Below are 16,534 nucleotides of genomic sequence, written 5' to 3' on the forward strand. Positions count from 1 at the left end.
TGCCAAAACGATCAAATTCGTAAAGTACACCATCATTTCCAACTGTATAAATATTTCCTATTGGACCAATAGCAATATCTACTAAATTCATTACATCGGTAATATCTGGGCTCAACATATTCGCCCCTGCAATATTTAATTTTCTGATTGCTTCCCAACTGGAGCCAGATGTAATAGTATATACTAACCCTTGCCCATCAATCGTTATATTGCTGGGAGCAGGAGGAACTTTCATAAATAAACTTGATTTTTGTCTTTGTGTTGTTAGTAAATCTTGAATAATTGTACCAATAGATGGACGGTTGGTATTCACACCGTAATACCCTAAAAATTCACCATCCTGATTCAATTGAATAATCCCGTTTGTTGATCCTTCTCCAACGATATATAAATTACCACGCTTGTCGACAGAAACCTTTTGAGGTTTATATGGTGATTTTTTTCCAAATAAAGGGGATTCAGGCTTATCATACTTTTTTATCAACTCGCCATCCTCTTTGAATTTTAAAACTGATTGTTGTCCATAATCGGTAACATATACATTGTTTTCTTCATCAACGTGTACTCCTTGTGGATGCTGTAACACTCCTTCTCCATAAACTTGAAGAACATTTCCATCCTCATCAAACTCAGTTACCCATTTAGTGCCTGAATCGACAATAAATATATGATTATTTGAATTTATAAAAATATCTTCAGGATTTATTATTTCAATACCTTTTCCAAATAAGCCAATAGGTGTATATGCAGATTGTGTCTCAATAACTTTCCCATCGGCTGTTAATGTCTCTGTTTTAAATGAAACAGAATCAGAGGCAAAGGATTGTATGGGAACCATCATGAATAACCAAAGGCAGCTTAACGCAGTAAAATATTTCCTCATGTCCCTTCCCCCTATTACTTAATTCCGGAGTGTGCCATCGTGTTCATAACTTGACTTTGTAAAATGATAAAGATTATTAGATTCGGAATAAACATAAGCAGTGAAGCAGCTGCAGCCATTCCTTGTCCAGCCACACTATTTCCCGTATCAGTTGCTAGTGTTGACATAAAGAATCCAAACGTTTTTAAATTCTCATCATTTACGAATAATGATGATGTCTCTACGTTGTTCCACACAGCTTGGAACGATAGAATGGCGATTGTGGCAATAGCCGGTTTCACTAGAGGGATAATAATTTTGAAAAATATCCTATAATCGGTTGCTCCATCCATTTTGGCTGCTTCAATCAATTCATTAGGAATTTGGTCAATAAATTGCTTAACTAGGAACAATCCGATTGGCATTGCTAATAGCGGCAAGATATGTGCCCAAAAGCTATCCAACAATCCTATTTCATCAATTAACAAGTAACGTGGAATTGCTACTGCAGCTGGAACGAACATTAATGCTAGAGTATTAATTTCAAAAATTGTCTTTTTTAATTTAAAACGTTTCTTTGATAATGCAAAACCTGCCATCGTACTGATTAAAACCGTAAAAAATACGACTAAAACAGTACTGATGATACTATTAAACAAATATCTCGTCATTGGTACACCGGTTGCATTGGACACATTCATTAAATCAGTGAAGTTCTCTAATGTCGGCTTTTGTACAAAGAAACGAGGTGGATAAGCAAATAGCTCATCAATTGGTTTAAATGCATGTGAAACGATATACACAATTGGCATTGCCATAATAATTGCCAAAGGAATCAAAAACAGATAAAACTTGAGTTGACTTCTATGAAATTTATCAGGGTTCATTTTTGATCCTTGGAAAGATGATGCCATATGTCTCACCCCTAATATTTTAATAATTGGTAGTCTTAATCGTCTTTTTCTCCAAATAGTTTCCAAGCAACCTTCGAAAAGATATAAATAAATAATAGGAGTAACACAGAAATTGCGGCGGCATATCCCATTTCATATCGGATAAACCCGAAGTCTTCAATATGATTAACCATTAATTGACCAGCATATTGTGGCGTTGGGTTTGCTCCAGATAATTCAACACCGATGGCACCTGCTTGGAAAGTTGTAACAACTGCCATAACTGCACCAAACAACATCTGTGGCTTCATTGATGGAATCGTAATATAAATAATCTCTTGGAATCGATTCCTAATCCCATCGATATAGGCTGCTTCATAAATCTCACGGTCAATATTCAAAACACCAGATAACATTGCCAAGAATCCAACACCCATGCTTCCCCATAACGTCACAACAATCATAATCGTCATTAAGTGTTCTGGAGACTGAAGAAATTGAATTGGTTCATTAATGATGCCCAAATTAATAAACAAGGCATTTAAATAACCAGTTTGGTCTCCACTGAAAATAATTTTCCAGACAACTGCCATTGCAATACCTGCAGTCATCGAAGGAGAATAAATAATTAAGGCTAGGATGGTTCTTGGACCTTTCGTTATTTGTGCGAGCATCCAAGCTAATATGAACGAAAGAATATACCCTCCTGGACCAACAATAAGAGCAAATGTTAATGTGTTAGGTAAGACATACTGCATGAATACATTGTCCTGAGTTAATACATTTACATAGTTGGCTAGACCGATGAATGAAGGCATTTCAATCGCATTAAAGTATGAAAAAGATAAGCCCACCGCAACAGCGACTGGAATTATGATAAATATTAAGAACAAAATAATAAATGGCGCCAGAAATACTGTTGTACTCCAATCCCTTTTACTCTTCATTTCTTCCTAGCCACCCTTCAATCTGTTCAATCGTTGGAATTCGATATGGTTTGACTACTTCTCCATTTTTTATATAACCGAATTCCTCAAGCTTTCTTCTCATTTCCCTATCAATGGTTATAACACTATCATCTACAGCTGAACGTGTATTCTCCCCATCAAAAACAACTTTATTCCATATATTACTAATCTCACGTTCTACCATATAAGAATACGGTGTCTTCGGAACTTCTCTTAAATATTCCCATTGCTCTAATATTATTTTTTTATGTTCCTCCGGCAATGGCAACTGAGCAAACGAATTAAGATTTGCTGTATTCCACAAGTACTCTGGTCCAAATAGAGTTTGAAGAGTGGTTCCAAATTCAATCTGTGTTTCTGTTGACATCCACCACTTTAACACTTCCCATGCTCCATCTTTCTTCCCGCTACCTTTAAAGATCATTGCAGACTGTCCAGAACCGGTTGCCCATCTTGCAACAGTTCCATCTTCTTGTTCCACCCCTGGATGTGGTGCAATATCCCACCAACCTGAAATTTCGGCAGCAGCTGAAGTAAGTTGTACATATGTTCCAAATTCAGCAATCCCTATCGGTAAAGTGGAGTAACGGAAGTGATTGTAAAAGTTTGGTACTTGCAATGGTGTACTATAAATCGTATTTAAATCGGTCATAAACTGAATACCAGCTAAGGATTCCTCACTATCAATTGTCGTACCTATTCCATCTTCTTCATATAATGTACCACCATGTTGATATATAAATGGTGCTGTCGTTTGGAACGGTTTAAATGCAACAGCTCCTGCAATCGGTGTGTAATAGTTCATTCCATAACGCTGTAATTCTGGAAGAATCTCGACAACATCTTCCCAAGTATCTGGGACTGGAATGCCTAATGAATCCAAAATATCTTTTCGATAATACTGAACAAAGAAGTCCTGTGTTTCTGGTAATGCATAAATCCCATCATCAACTGTTAATGGTAAAAATGCACCCGGAGAGAACTGCCTGCCAACCTCAGCAAAGTCATCAAATTGTCTTAAATCTTCTGCTGCCCCACGTATTGAAAGCTCGTAAGGTAACCAGTTACTTATACCCAATGCCAAATCAGGTTGAGAATTCGCAGCATTTGCAAGAATTAGCTTTTGTTCATCTGGCATTATCGAGTATTTAACCTTTATTCCTGTCTTAGGAGTGAAATTCTGATCGGTCATTTGCTGTAGTAATTCCACATATTGTCGTGGGCGGTTTACCCACACATCCACTGTATCTTCATCTACCTCTGTTGTTGCTAAATTATCTTTTGTAAATGATTGAATGAAACTTACAACCCAATCTTTAAATTTCTCAAACAAACCAGCTTCTGCTTCAGGCAATTCTTCATCCCCATGGACATAAAAGCGGTCTACTAATAAAGGTTGTTGTTGAATACTAGTCAGAACTGTGCCCAACATTTGAGCGGCTGAGTTCGAACCTTCAGATAGCTCAGTTAATCGATTAGGAATCTCATCTGGCTTATCTGCTAAAGATTGCAATTTCTCGGCAGCAATTTTTAAGGAAACAACATTAGTTGTTTCATCACCATCACTCAGTGATTGAAGGTATTCGGCCTCCTCAGTTAATCCCTGAGCCCACCCCTCTAATACTTGATCAATACCCGGAAGATATTCGCTAATTTTCCAATCTCTTGAACGGTCCTGTCGGTTACCAGTTAGCTTACGAATATCTATTGCAAGGGCTTCAATTTCTTTCATTACATCGTCAATCGTAAAGACAACACGATTATTGATAGATACATCTGCCTCCATACTAATTACATTTGAACCTTCTTCTAAATAAAATAAATAAGGTTCTCCTGCTTCATTTGCAAATGTCTCATTATGCCATTCATTTCGTTGTTGAAACCTATATTGTTCTACTTCTTCAAATGGGACTTCTCCGTTAATCCTCACCGAACGGAATACGGGATCACCACTTTCATTCTTTTGATAAACTTTAAACGATAGTTGATATAGTCCAGCTTCTTCCACTTCTACTTCCCAAAAAACCGTTTGTCCTGGTTTGCTCCAAGAACTCCCTCCATAGGCATTTAAATGAAGTTTTTCTGTATCATAGGGATATACAGCAGGGTTTTCAATACTTTCCGGGCGGATATATGAACTATTTTTTTTAAGTGGATATTCAGCCTCATACGTTTGGAGGACATTCATCTGTTTAGCGGATGAATATTGATTGATATATTCCTGGTAGCTTGGGACATGCTTTGGAGACATTATATAGGCATTTCCGAGCAGCATTTCTCCCCTTAAGTTTATTAACGTAATTGAATTTTTTCCTTCTGTAAGATGGAATGTAATCGGACGCTTTTGCAAATAGTTTGAGTCTTCCACTACTAATTGATGCCATGCTTTAATCGATACTTGCTTAGGAATAATTTCATTACCGAAGCGGTCAATTTCAAAGTCATTCGTCTCATTTTTCCATTCAACAGGAAAAATAACACGTCTACTCTCTGAAAAGAGAAATTCACCATTCACTTTTATAGCACCCTCGATCGGAACAATCACATCACCTAGGGGAAAATAATCAAAACCAATTTCATATAAGCCCTCTTTTTCGACATCTACTTCAAAAGTTACCTCACTACCATCCTGCCAATGAATCACGTCACTTTCATACCCATAGTTATTGGATACTAACTCATCTTCTACATTAAGGAAAGATGGTGGATTGATAGCGTGCTCAAATTGAGCATCGCTGTCAATCCCCTTATTCATTAAATCATCAAGAAAAAGGTGGTAACGTGGTTCGATAAATTGTTCCGCCGATTCAGTATCAATAATATCGTCAGCTTTTACTATAGTTTGTGGCATGATTAATAGGGCTATAAGCGACCATAAAAACAACTTGGGTTTCATGTTAATACCTCCCCAGCGATCGAAGGATTATTGATTAATTGCGTCAAGTCCTTCTTTGTACTTCTGATTTGCCAATTCATTAATTTGACTAACATAATCTACAATTTTAATTTCACCACGCATACCTGCATCAATTAATCCAGCTATGTTTACGTTCGGATTATCACCAACTGCAATACCAGTAGGTGCTTCCCAACGGGATTGTTGATAGCCTGGAACAGTTTTAACAGGTTCGATGATTGCGTTGTCAATGTTGTCATATGCAGCACGCAAGCCTGGTGCATCAAATCTTTCAAAATATGCATCTAATACTTCTTGCTCTGTAGTTACAGGCATACTAGCAAGTGCTAATTCTTCATCTGCATCTGCAATTTCCATTTGTTTCAAGAATCCTTCTGGGCTAAATGACATCCATTTCGCAACTTCATATGCTGCTTCTGGATGTTTTGTTGAACTAGAAATACCATAATAATCTTGTGTCATAACAACACGGTCTCCTGGGATACCAATGAAGTCCCATTCGAAGTCAGATTGAGCTTCTAGGTGTCCTGTAATCCAAGTACCATCCCATTTGATTCCAACTCCACCGTTTAACCAAACTTGTTCTGGGTCTTCTCCAGTAAAGTTTGCTTTCTGATCTTCAGCTAATGTTTCATATGCATAGCCGTTAGTTATCATGTTGTTAGCTAAGTTAACACCACTAATAAATTCATCTGTATCTAATTGGAATTGTCCATTTTGGTAGGTGTACCAACCTAAATCATTATTTGCAGCAGCTGGATACCAATCTGGAATTGAATATGGATGGTTTAAACCTGCCACACCATTATTTACATCTGTAACATCACGAATTGCTGCAGTAAATTCTTCAATACTAATACCCATCTCTGGTGCATTTAAGTTAGCTTGTTCAAATAAATCCTTGTTTACAAAGTAACCCAAGAAGTGTTGCCCTGCTGGTAAAGCATAGACGGTGCCATTATGCTTTACAGCTTCCTGTACAGACTCAGGAACTTTAGCAAAATCTTCATCTGCATCTGTTAATTCGGTTAAATCAAGTAACCAATCATTTGCTAGACCAGTTGGTACTTGTGCTAACATAAACACATCCGGCATAGAACTTGCACTTGCTGCTGCAGATAAAGAACCATTCCAGTCTGCAGGATCAATTGATTCATCAATTTCAACTTGAATGTCATCATGAGCTTCGTTAAATGCATCCACCAATAAGCGATTTAGATTCTTGTCTTCTCCAGTACCAAATCCCCAACTTGCAATTGTTACAGTCACTTGCTCTCCTGACGCTTTTGAATCATTATCGGATTTTGATGAATCTTTTGAATCATCATTGCTACAAGCAACTAATACTGTTATCAGAGCAAGGAATAAAAACATCGTTAACTTTTTCTTCATAGTAATACCGCTCCCTTTTTTTGTTTTTTTGTATATAGAACTCATAATGAGTCACTACCAAGAACATTTTTTTCAAACGTGATCTTTTGTTTTTCCTCTAAAGAAGGTGATAATTTTATTAAAAATGTGGAATCATCTTTTTCTTCTATTTCGATATCTGGAACAGCCTTTGGATACCAATTAGCAGATTGAAAACATAATACTTCATTAGCCTGCTTTAGCTTCACTGTTATTGTAAAAATGTCTTCAGATTCCTCAACCTCAAACACCTCAGCAGTTCCCCACTTTAAAGTTACATCCTCAGTAATTTTTATATTCACGGGTAGCATCAGCCCGCTTCTTCTAGGTACTGATAAAATATGACCATCAAATAACCTTTCACTGTTATAGCTCAATGTAGATTCTTTTTTATAATCATCAAAGTTATGAAGAAAAATAAAATAGCTTTCATTATCGATGGCTCGAATTGAAATATCAAGTTCATCGTCGGTTTTAAATGGGGAAACAACCCCAACTCTTTCAGCTAATTGACGATATACATTTAATTTGTAATTAAAATCAAGGTCCATCTGAACTCCAAACACAAAGACTTTTCCTTGACCAAGTGATTTTTCAAATCCAACCGTGTTTCTTTCATCATCCTCTGTCCAAGCAAATACACCTTCTTTTGCACTGTACAACTCAATCGTTTGCGTTTGAATACTGTCAATCTCTTGGAAAGCCATAAACCCTTCTTTTCTACCAAGCACTTCGACATCAATATAATCCTTTAAGATTGTACAACTACGATTATTTAAGTCTTTTGTTGGTAGACTTGGATATAGAACAAGATGACCACCTGAATCTATATAATTCACTAATTTCTGTTGAATTACTCCATCCATCCATTTCATGGAAAACATCCACAATGTCGGTACTTTGGAAACATCAATTGGTTCCGCTTCCAAAAGATTCAATCCATCAAACACGATGTTATTTAGCCTTAAGCCTTTTGCTAATCCATTATAAAGGTTTAGGTCTCTTTCCTTTTGAAACGTTTCAATTATTGGCAAAGTATAAGAATCACTAAACTCCGTCATATAATAATCCGGATAAAAGGCAACAGTTGTTGCAGTCTTTTGCTTAGATTTTGGGAGTGACTCACCGTATACTTGAAACATCTTTCCTAGATGTTGAATACTGGAAAAATGTGGTCGTTTTTCCCCAGTAAGACCTAACGGCGCTTGCCATTCATGTCTCCTACCTAAGAGACCGATTCCTTCATAGTTTTCCCCACCAACAAACATGTAGTAGTTAACGGCATTCATCCCATTGGCAAAACAAAGGCGCGTTGTTAGATCAAAAGTATATGGTTGAAGTCTTGGCTTGTCTGAACTCTTACCGCCTTGAAACTCCGCCGAGAACAATGGTTGATCCTTAGATTGAATGGCTTTAGTAAATACATTGGCAAGAACTATATCAATGTAATTATCATACTCAATATTACCGATGTAGTAATCACCCGCCATTAACGTATTATCAATTTTTGCTGATTCTACTAATTGTGAAATTCCGATTGGATACATTGTTCCACGTTTCAAAATATCAATCTCATGAAATCCGTGGATATTAACAACAAATGGAAGGTTTATTTTATTTTTTTCTGCTAAATCCTTGAGATGTTCGAGATAAAGACGATAATGCTCTCTCATAAAAAGGCTATATTCATTTCGTAAGATAATAGCATGATTTTCTTTTGGTTGTCTGACATTCGTGTTTATGAATTCACCAATATCAGAAACGTTTTCTTCAAGTAACTGTTGAAACTCTACTAAACTATACTTTTTCCTCAGGTAATCAACAAATTGCTCTTCTGTTACTTTATTATAATCACCTTGATTACTTACCCAATGAAACATCCCAACTTCGTTATCAAGTTGGAACATGATAACGGAACCACCATTTGTTATTTGGAAAGGTTCTATAACAGCACATACCGCTTGATACCATATCTCAACTTTCTCCAAATAGATTGGATGCATATAACTAACAACTCTTGTTGGGTGGTCATCGCCTCCCTTCGTTTTTGCAACTGCTTCTGGGTAATTATCAATGAACCAAGTTGGGACACCATGATCTACAATTTCAGCCATTACGTATGGTCCTGGACGAACTAAGCAGTACATGCCTTCTTCAGCAACAATCTCTAAAAAGGTTTGTAAATCCCGTTCTCCTCTGGTTTTACCTGTAAGATCAATTTGTCCTTCTTCATACTCATGAAAAATCCAAGGTACATACGTACTAATCATATTGATTCCGGATTCCTTTGCTTCCCTTATTCGGTTTCTCCATTCTGATTTTGGAACACGAAAGTAATGAAGTTCAGCACCGAATAAGATAACATCTTGTCCATTAATCGTGATTTTCTCATTTATCACTTGAATCATGCTTTACCTCCATTATTAAGTAGATGAGCGTAAAATTAATTGGACTGGAGCTTCTTCAACCTCAAATTCATAATCTTTCTCCAGCATGTTAAACATTGCTTTGGCTGCGTTGATACCCCATTGTATTTTTTGAACTCTTATCGTGGTTAACGGAGGATTAAAGTATCTAGCGATTTTAATATCATCAAACCCAATGACGGCAATATCATTTGGAACATCCAATCCTTTGTATTGAATTGCTTTGATAGCCCCCATCGCCATTTCATCATTTGCTGCAATAAAAGCCGTTGGATATTCATTATGCGACTCTAGATAGTCATTCATGCCGAATAATCCGCTTGATTCTGTAAAGTCTGCTCGGATTAAATCTTTTTCAAAGTAGGATAACCCATGCTTTGAAAGTGCTTCTTTAAACCCCGACAAACGTGTCTCTCCATCATATGACTCCTCCGAGCCTGCGATAAAACCTATTCTTGCATGTCCTTTTTCAACAAGATGATCAACAGCTAACTCCACACCAACTTTATTAGGTAATAATGCTTCTTTAATGTATGGATGATTCATTTCACGGTCCAATACAACGAGGGGCAACCGCTCACTTGCCAAACTAACAAGTTCATCATCGTTAATATGATAGTTTAATATAATTGCACCGTCGAAAAGCCTCTCTTTTAACAAGCGATGTCTCTGATTAGATGCACACACTATCATTTCATAACCATTTTCAATCACTGTATCTTGAATTCCTTCAAGAAGTTCACCAAAGAACGGACCTGTGAAACCACTAAGAAATACACCAACAATCTCACTTTTATTTTTTTTGAGATTCTTTGCACTTCCATTTGGATGATATCCCAGTTCTTTAGCGGCTTTAAGAACTTTCTCTCTCGTTGACTTTGTAATTAAGTTACTTCCATTAATTGCATAAGACGCCGTTGATACGCTTACATTTGCTTTCTTTGCTACATCTCTTAAAGTAGTCAACGCATTCCCCTCATTTACACATATATTGAAACGTTTCAAAAATACACAAAAAATATAAACGTTTACATAAGCTCTAATTAGTTTGAAACGTTTCAAATTCATTTAAATATTTTGTCGAATAACCTTCGACAATTAAATTATAAACTGTGATGCAAGCGAATACAATATTTTTTTAATAAAGTTCACAAAAGCATCAAACTTTATCCATTCTCAGGGTAATTTTATTATGCAGTGAGTGTTTTAAAAAAGAAGGATAAAATGAAAGACAGCGCCGGCTAAAACGCCATGTCCTGTGGCGAAGCCGACACTAGTGCGTCCTCTAAGTCGAAAGTTCGAGGCAGCGCAAACATTGAGTAGTGGACCGTATGCTTTTTATTTGTAAGCAAAGGTAAAGCAAGTCAAGGAAGAAATTCGGAGTGTTATTTTTACGAGACTTTTTGAAAAGCCCCTAGAACATCCTGTATCCTTTTTTTCTAAGAAGTTTAATTATAACCCCAGATAAAATCGCACCAGCAAGACCACTTAGTAAAATCGCAATATCTAAAGGAGCTAAAGTCATAATGCTATTACCTAAAGAGCGAAATGAACTTCCTGGTGAAGAAAAATAATCGAGAAAGGAAACATCTTGAATGATTGCTAACGCAATAATTGGGTAGATAATAGCCATGATCCATGACATCCGTAAAAGCATGTTAAGAATAAATCCAATTCCAAAAAATAAAACGAAAAACAACAGCATTGAAATTAATAATATGGGTAAAAAACTGAGTGACATGGCCACTCACCTCCTAGTAACAAATGCGCAAGCGCCTTGATCAGCCCCGACAAGCACAAGACGAGATGTCAAAAGGCGTGTTCTTTGACCTTCTTGACAGATTGGCTTGTGACCTCGAGGGGCTAGGCGCTGGAGCTAGACGAACAAATCCCTTCCTAGTGTACTAAAGGGATAGAACTTAAGTCAATTGAATTTACTTTGTCTATAAACTATATCCATTTTATGATTGATGGGACAGCGGTTTGTCCGATATCTTCAAATTTGGATCTCATATCCCCCAGAATTCATAAAAAAAAAGGAATGCGAGTCTCCTCACATTCCTTTAGACTATCTTATAAGAACTTTAATTTACCTTTTTTAAGAACAAGTGATGGACCACCCACGACGAATAGTGCACGATTATCGATTACCTTCTTCATGAATGCTGCTTTTGAACCCCAAATTTTTCTACCAAATACAACTCCGATTCCATCATGCTCACCTAGTGAACAAACTGTTCCTTTGTTATCGAACGCAAATTCACCAAGTTCACCTTGTCCACGAACTAGAACTGCGATGTTTTTCGCAACCAAAGCACCTTGCTGCATCGCAATTTGTGCAGTTGGAGGATATGGACGATTGATTTCTTCGTTAATGACTAATGAACTATCTCCAACAAAGAAAATATTGTCATGTCCTGGTGCGCGAAGCTGTTTGTCAACCTTCACACGTCCACGCATAGCGTCAAAACCAGATGCGTCAATTACACTGTTTCCGCGTACACCTGCTGCCCAAACTACAGTACCAGCTTTAATTTCTTCAGTAACATCATCTTTACCAACAATGATTCCATCAGGTGTACCTTCTTTAATAGCAGTACCTATTTTAAATTCTACACCCTTTTTCTCTAAGTGGTTTACTGCATATTCAACTAATTCAGGATCGAAGCCTGGCAATGCGTTTGGCGCAGCCTCCACACAGATGATTTTTACTTTATTCTGATCAACATCATAGTCACGGCAAAGCTCAGGAACGCGGTTAACTAGTTCTCCTAAAAACTCAATTCCAGTAAATCCTGCTCCACCAACAACGATAGCAAGACGATTCTCGTCTTTTTCTTCTTCTGTATTATAAGTTGCAAATTGATACTCAATATGCTCTTTTATTTGACGTGCTGTATTTACGTTGGAAATCGTAAATGCATATTCTTTCAAGCCTTTAATACCAAATGTCTCTGATTCTCCACCCAGTCCAACAACTAAATAATCGTATTCAACCTGTGAATCATCTTCAAGGATTACACGTTTTCCCTCGGTGTCAATCTTTGCTACAGTGCCTTTAACAAATTTTACTTTATGACCACTAATTACATCTTCTACTTGATAACGTACACGGTCTGCATGTAAAGTACCCGCTGAAGCTTCATGTAACCAAGTGGTTTCATAGTGGTAATCATTTTTATTAACAAGTGTAATCTCAGCTTCATTTACACCTAATGTTTTTTGTAGGTTAACAATAGTAGTTAATCCACCGTATCCTGCACCTAAAACGACGATTTTTGGCTTTCTCACTGTAATCACGCCCACCTTTTCTTTTTTGCAGTAAAAAATGTTCTTACACCTATTTTCAACTGCAAGACTTAATTTTATTGATAAAATAGTTTGTGATATCTTTCACGTAAGATATCATGACTGGACATAAAAAATTACGACATTTGTCAAAAAGTTTTACTATTTAATATCCACATCTTATAATAGGACTTTTATATTGATATTTCAAGTACTTGAGGAGCTTTTTTAAACTTAAGAATATTAAAAAACAACATTTAAAAATGTTTGTAAGAAAAATGTCATTTTATTCGACTAAAATTTGCCACAAATAATAAAAAAAAGTCAGGCTCTTTTTAGAAGCCTAACTTTTGTGTTAACAATTTTCAGGTGTTCCTGCTGCTGTTGCAGTTCGGAAGGATGAACCACATCCACAAGATGCAATGGCGTTCGGATTATCAATGGTAAATCCTCCACCCATAAGGGATTGTTTGAAGTCTATTTTTACGCCATTTAAAATAGGAGCATCTTCTTTATTGATTAAGATCTTAATTCCATGTTGTTCATCATGTAGATCCGCTTCATTTTCTTCTTGCTCAAAGCCCATTCCGTAAGAAAGTCCAGTGCAACCGCCACCTTTAACAGCAACACGTAAGAATGATCCTTCTTCCTCATTCTGTTTCATCATATCTTTAATTTGAAAAGCAGCAGCTTCAGAAATATTAACGACTTGATTTGTCACGCTAGTAGCCTCCTTCTTTTCTAAGGTTTCAAATTCAGGTTATTACTATAAGTATAATGTTAAATTGAATTTGTTACAAATAATCCGTTTAATGTATTTTTTTACTTTCTTTAAGTATAAAATACCATTTTTTTGACCACCATGGGATTATCCCCCGTTTTTTTGGAAACTCTTCATTATTTAATGAAGGGTTTTCTTTTTTTGTCCTAAAACAAGAAAAGTACAAGACGAGCGCTGACAGAAGGCGCTTTTTGCCATCTGAAGCGATTGGCTTTTGACCTCGATCGATGGTGCCTGAAACTAGACAAAATAAGAAAAAGCAGTATGACGACTGCTTTTTTCCGAAATATATATATAGTTAGAACATTGGATTTTCTTCTAAATAGGCATAGATATTTTCAACCAGCTCTTCAGCTGTTTCACCAGTAACTACATCCCCATTCACAAGAGCATATAATGACTCAAAGCATTGTCCACAATAGCTTAGACATCCATACTCAATTACATCAAGATTCGGATCCTGTTCGAGGATTTCCTTTGCTTTTCCGGAGCCACTCGCCAAATTATTAACACAAAATTCAATGATAGGATTCACTGGTTTCTTCACCTCACTACAACTACCTATCGTACTCTCTTTTTTTCCATTCGTCAATTTTACCGATATGAGTTGTTATTTTGTCACAATTTCGCTATACTTTTAGTGACTTTGAAAAGGATTACAGATATAGATAAAAAATATATGAAAACGTTTCAACTAAAGAGAGGAACACAAAGGGGATAATCATCGTGAAAAATCTTGTTATACTTGGTGGAGGGTATGGTGGAATGCGAATTTTACATCGCTTGCTGCCACATCAATTACCCGAGGATATTCAAATTACCTTACTTGACCGAGCACCTTATCATAGTTTAAAAACGGAATTTTATGCACTCGCTGCAGGTACCATTTCTGATTCACATGTTCGTGTAACATTTCCAGAACATCCTCGTTTGCACGTGAAATTCGGGGAAGTTACGGGCATTGATATGAATGAAAAGCTGGTTCACATTAAAGATGATGATTCAATTAGCTATGATGATTTAGTGATTGGATTAGGGTGTGAGGATAAGTATCACAATGTGCCAGGTGCCAAGGAATTCACCTACAGTATCCAGTCGATTGATAATGCGAGGGCAACCTATCAGAGACTCAATAATCTTCCTGCAGGAGCAACGGTTTCAATCGTTGGTGCAGGTCTAAGTGGAGTCGAACTTGCCAGTGAACTTCATGAAAGCAGAGCGGACTTGCAAGTTAAGCTTTTTGATAGAGGTAATCATATCCTTTCCGCTTTCCCGGAAAAATTGAGTATGTATGTTGAAAACTGGTTTGATAAAAACGAAGTAGAAATAATAAATAACTCAAATATTACAAGAGTTGAAGAAAACATCTTATTTAATAACGACCAACCTGTTCAAAGTGATGTTGTAGTTTGGACAGCTGGTATCCAACCAAATAAAGTCGTTCGGGACTTAGACGTAGAAAAAGACGGAAGCGGCCGTGTAGTTTTAACTACGCAACATAATTTGCCAAATGATGAACATGTCTATGTCGTTGGGGACTGTGCGAGTATGCCACATGCTCCAAGTGCCCAGCTTGCGGAAGGCCAGGCAGAACAAATTGTTCAGGTTCTTCTAAAGCGTTGGAAAGGTGAAGCCCCACCAACTGAGTTTCCTAAAATCAAGCTAAAAGGAGTTCTTGGTTCCCTAGGTAAAAAAGAAGGCTTCGGCTTAGTAGCAGAACGTACACTCACAGGACGAGTGCCACGTATGCTAAAATCCGGAGTATTATGGATGTATAAGTATCATAATGGATGATATTTGTAAAATCGCGGTGACTTATGGAGCCGCGATTTTTTGTGTTTTATGGAGGATTACTTAGTTCAGGGACATTTCTTTCGGTTTTGATTGGCTTTTGTCTTTGAAAGTGCGTCTCAGAGACACATTGGTGTTTTGGCTTGTGTTTATTGTCTTTGAGAGAGCACCTCAGAGACATTTCGGTGCTTTCGCTTGGTGTCTTGTCTTTGAATGAGCTCATTAGTGACATTTTGACGCTTTCGCTTGAATGTTTTGTCTTTGAGAGACCACCTCAGATACAGTTTCTTTTCATTCACCAAGGTATTTGTCCATGAATAAAATTCTCCACAAAAAAAGCAAGGAAGATGGCCCCCCTTACTTTCACTGATTTATTCAGCTGCTTTGTACCCGTATTTCTCCATTTCAGCATAAATCGTTTTTAGTTTCGGGCTGCCTTCTCCGACAATGGCACCTTCTAACACAACAACAGGGTAAAACATATCTTCTTCAATAACTCGTGTGGCAAATGACTTTTTCTCTTCGTCCCCTGGTGGATCAAAAATATCAACATGTGTAATGTCGAAGGGTTGGTTCGGAAACTTTCTGCCCAATGCTGCTTCCAGCCACTCATAGGTCTCTTTTGAAGAAGGAAGATTTACACAACTAGGGCAAAGTACTTCTGCACCATATACACAGATTTCAATCTTTTGCTTATCCATTGCATGCTCTCCTTTTCCCTAATCATATTCTTTTTCATTTTACTAAAAATCTGCTAAAATAGACACAGAAAGCTATAAAGAATACATCACATATTTTCTCAATAAGCATATGTAATTAAAAATTGGAAAAATGCTTCTCTTGGTTTTAATAGATTTTTTTCAGTAAACAGATTATAATAATTATAAAGGTATGAGGAAAGGAGTCAACATAATGGATATTAAAGAACAAGTACAAGAAGTATTAGATAAACTTCGTCCATTTTTACTTCGTGACGGCGGAGACTGTGATTTAGTTGATGTAGAAGATGGTATTGTTAAGCTTCGTTTATTAGGTGCTTGTGGAACCTGCCCAAGCTCTACAATCACATTAAAAGCCGGAATTGAACGTGCATTATTAGAAGAAGTTCCAGGTGTAGTCGAAGTTGAACAAGTATTCTAATGAATAGATGTGATGCCTCAGTTTTTGAGGCATTTTTTTATGTCTTTAACGGTTAGTG

13 protein-coding genes and 1 pseudogene are annotated in these 16,534 nt (G+C 36.9%); 2 read left to right on the top strand and 12 right to left on the bottom strand.

Going from position 1 to position 16,534, the window contains the following annotated elements:
• The 11 genes and pseudogenes from V7097_RS12745 to V7097_RS12795 all read right to left on the bottom strand — a co-directional run.
• Positions 1-883: pseudogene (locus V7097_RS12745) on the bottom strand (YIP1 family protein); the annotation flags it as partial.
• 14 nt (positions 884-897) lie between these two features.
• Positions 898-1,776: a carbohydrate ABC transporter permease gene (locus V7097_RS12750; protein WP_335704001.1), complete on the bottom strand. Its 879-nt coding sequence runs from the start codon at positions 1,774-1,776 to the stop codon at positions 898-900.
• Between the two features lie 35 nt (positions 1,777-1,811).
• Positions 1,812-2,702 (bottom strand): carbohydrate ABC transporter permease, encoded by an 891-nt coding sequence (locus tag V7097_RS12755; protein WP_335704002.1) that lies wholly within the window; start codon positions 2,700-2,702, stop codon positions 1,812-1,814.
• Positions 2,692-5,619: an extracellular solute-binding protein gene (locus V7097_RS12760; protein WP_335704003.1), complete on the bottom strand. Its 2,928-nt coding sequence runs from the start codon at positions 5,617-5,619 to the stop codon at positions 2,692-2,694. The genes V7097_RS12755 and V7097_RS12760 overlap by 11 nt, the downstream gene beginning before the upstream one ends.
• A gap of 27 nt (positions 5,620-5,646) precedes the next feature.
• Positions 5,647-7,032 (bottom strand): ABC transporter substrate-binding protein, encoded by a 1,386-nt coding sequence (locus tag V7097_RS12765; RefSeq protein WP_335704004.1) that lies wholly within the window; start codon positions 7,030-7,032, stop codon positions 5,647-5,649.
• Between the two features lie 41 nt (positions 7,033-7,073).
• A complete protein-coding gene (locus V7097_RS12770; RefSeq protein WP_335704005.1) occupies positions 7,074-9,458 on the bottom strand; it encodes a beta-galactosidase in 2,385 nt (794 codons plus the stop codon).
• 15 nt (positions 9,459-9,473) lie between these two features.
• Positions 9,474-10,442: a LacI family DNA-binding transcriptional regulator gene (locus V7097_RS12775; RefSeq protein ID WP_335704006.1), complete on the bottom strand. Its 969-nt coding sequence runs from the start codon at positions 10,440-10,442 to the stop codon at positions 9,474-9,476.
• 448 nt (positions 10,443-10,890) lie between these two features.
• Complete coding sequence (locus V7097_RS12780; protein ID WP_335704007.1) at positions 10,891-11,217, bottom strand: YuiB family protein; 327 nt, start codon at positions 11,215-11,217, stop codon at positions 10,891-10,893.
• 332 nt (positions 11,218-11,549) lie between these two features.
• The gene (locus tag V7097_RS12785) at positions 11,550-12,776 is read right to left on the bottom strand and encodes an NAD(P)/FAD-dependent oxidoreductase (RefSeq protein WP_335704008.1); all 1,227 of its coding nucleotides are present in this window, start codon (positions 12,774-12,776) and stop codon (positions 11,550-11,552) included.
• Positions 12,777-13,119: 343 nt separating this feature from the next.
• The gene (locus V7097_RS12790; RefSeq protein WP_335704009.1) at positions 13,120-13,485 is read right to left on the bottom strand and encodes a HesB/IscA family protein; all 366 of its coding nucleotides are present in this window, start codon (positions 13,483-13,485) and stop codon (positions 13,120-13,122) included.
• Between the two features lie 358 nt (positions 13,486-13,843).
• Positions 13,844-14,080: a YuzB family protein gene (locus V7097_RS12795; protein ID WP_335704010.1), complete on the bottom strand. Its 237-nt coding sequence runs from the start codon at positions 14,078-14,080 to the stop codon at positions 13,844-13,846.
• Positions 14,081-14,271: 191 nt separating this feature from the next.
• Between V7097_RS12795 and V7097_RS12800 the strand changes: the two genes are divergently transcribed.
• On the top strand, positions 14,272-15,339 hold the full coding sequence (locus tag V7097_RS12800) for an NAD(P)/FAD-dependent oxidoreductase (RefSeq protein ID WP_335704011.1): 1,068 nt from the start codon (positions 14,272-14,274) through the stop codon (positions 15,337-15,339).
• A gap of 368 nt (positions 15,340-15,707) precedes the next feature.
• Here V7097_RS12800 and V7097_RS12805 read toward each other — a convergent pair whose 3' ends face one another.
• Positions 15,708-16,037: a YuzD family protein gene (locus V7097_RS12805; protein WP_335704012.1), complete on the bottom strand. Its 330-nt coding sequence runs from the start codon at positions 16,035-16,037 to the stop codon at positions 15,708-15,710.
• A 190-nt stretch (positions 16,038-16,227) separates the two neighbouring features.
• Between V7097_RS12805 and V7097_RS12810 the strand changes: the two genes are divergently transcribed.
• On the top strand, positions 16,228-16,476 hold the full coding sequence (locus tag V7097_RS12810) for a NifU family protein (RefSeq protein WP_438824234.1): 249 nt from the start codon (positions 16,228-16,230) through the stop codon (positions 16,474-16,476).
• Positions 16,477-16,534: the final 58 nt, after the last annotated feature.

Source organism: Bacillus sp. JJ1562, from assembly GCF_036962705.1.
Classification (GTDB): domain Bacteria; phylum Bacillota; class Bacilli; order Bacillales; family Bacillaceae_L; genus Ferdinandcohnia.

Bases quoted from the DNA above. Each gene is read 5' to 3' on its own strand.
- V7097_RS12750 (WP_335704001.1), bottom strand. From the start codon at position 1,776: ATGGCATCATCTTTCCAAGGATCAAAAATGAACCCTGATAAATTTCAT.
- V7097_RS12755 (WP_335704002.1), bottom strand. From the start codon at position 2,702: ATGAAGAGTAAAAGGGATTGGAGTACAACAGTATTTCTGGCGCCATTT.
- V7097_RS12760 (WP_335704003.1), bottom strand. From the start codon at position 5,619: ATGAAACCCAAGTTGTTTTTATGGTCGCTTATAGCCCTATTAATCATG.
- V7097_RS12765 (WP_335704004.1), bottom strand. From the start codon at position 7,032: ATGAAGAAAAAGTTAACGATGTTTTTATTCCTTGCTCTGATAACAGTA.
- V7097_RS12770 (WP_335704005.1), bottom strand. From the start codon at position 9,458: ATGATTCAAGTGATAAATGAGAAAATCACGATTAATGGACAAGATGTT.
- V7097_RS12780 (WP_335704007.1), bottom strand. From the start codon at position 11,217: ATGTCACTCAGTTTTTTACCCATATTATTAATTTCAATGCTGTTGTTT.
- V7097_RS12805 (WP_335704012.1), bottom strand. From the start codon at position 16,037: ATGGATAAGCAAAAGATTGAAATCTGTGTATATGGTGCAGAAGTACTT.
- V7097_RS12810 (WP_438824234.1), top strand. From the start codon at position 16,228: ATGAGGAAAGGAGTCAACATAATGGATATTAAAGAACAAGTACAAGAA.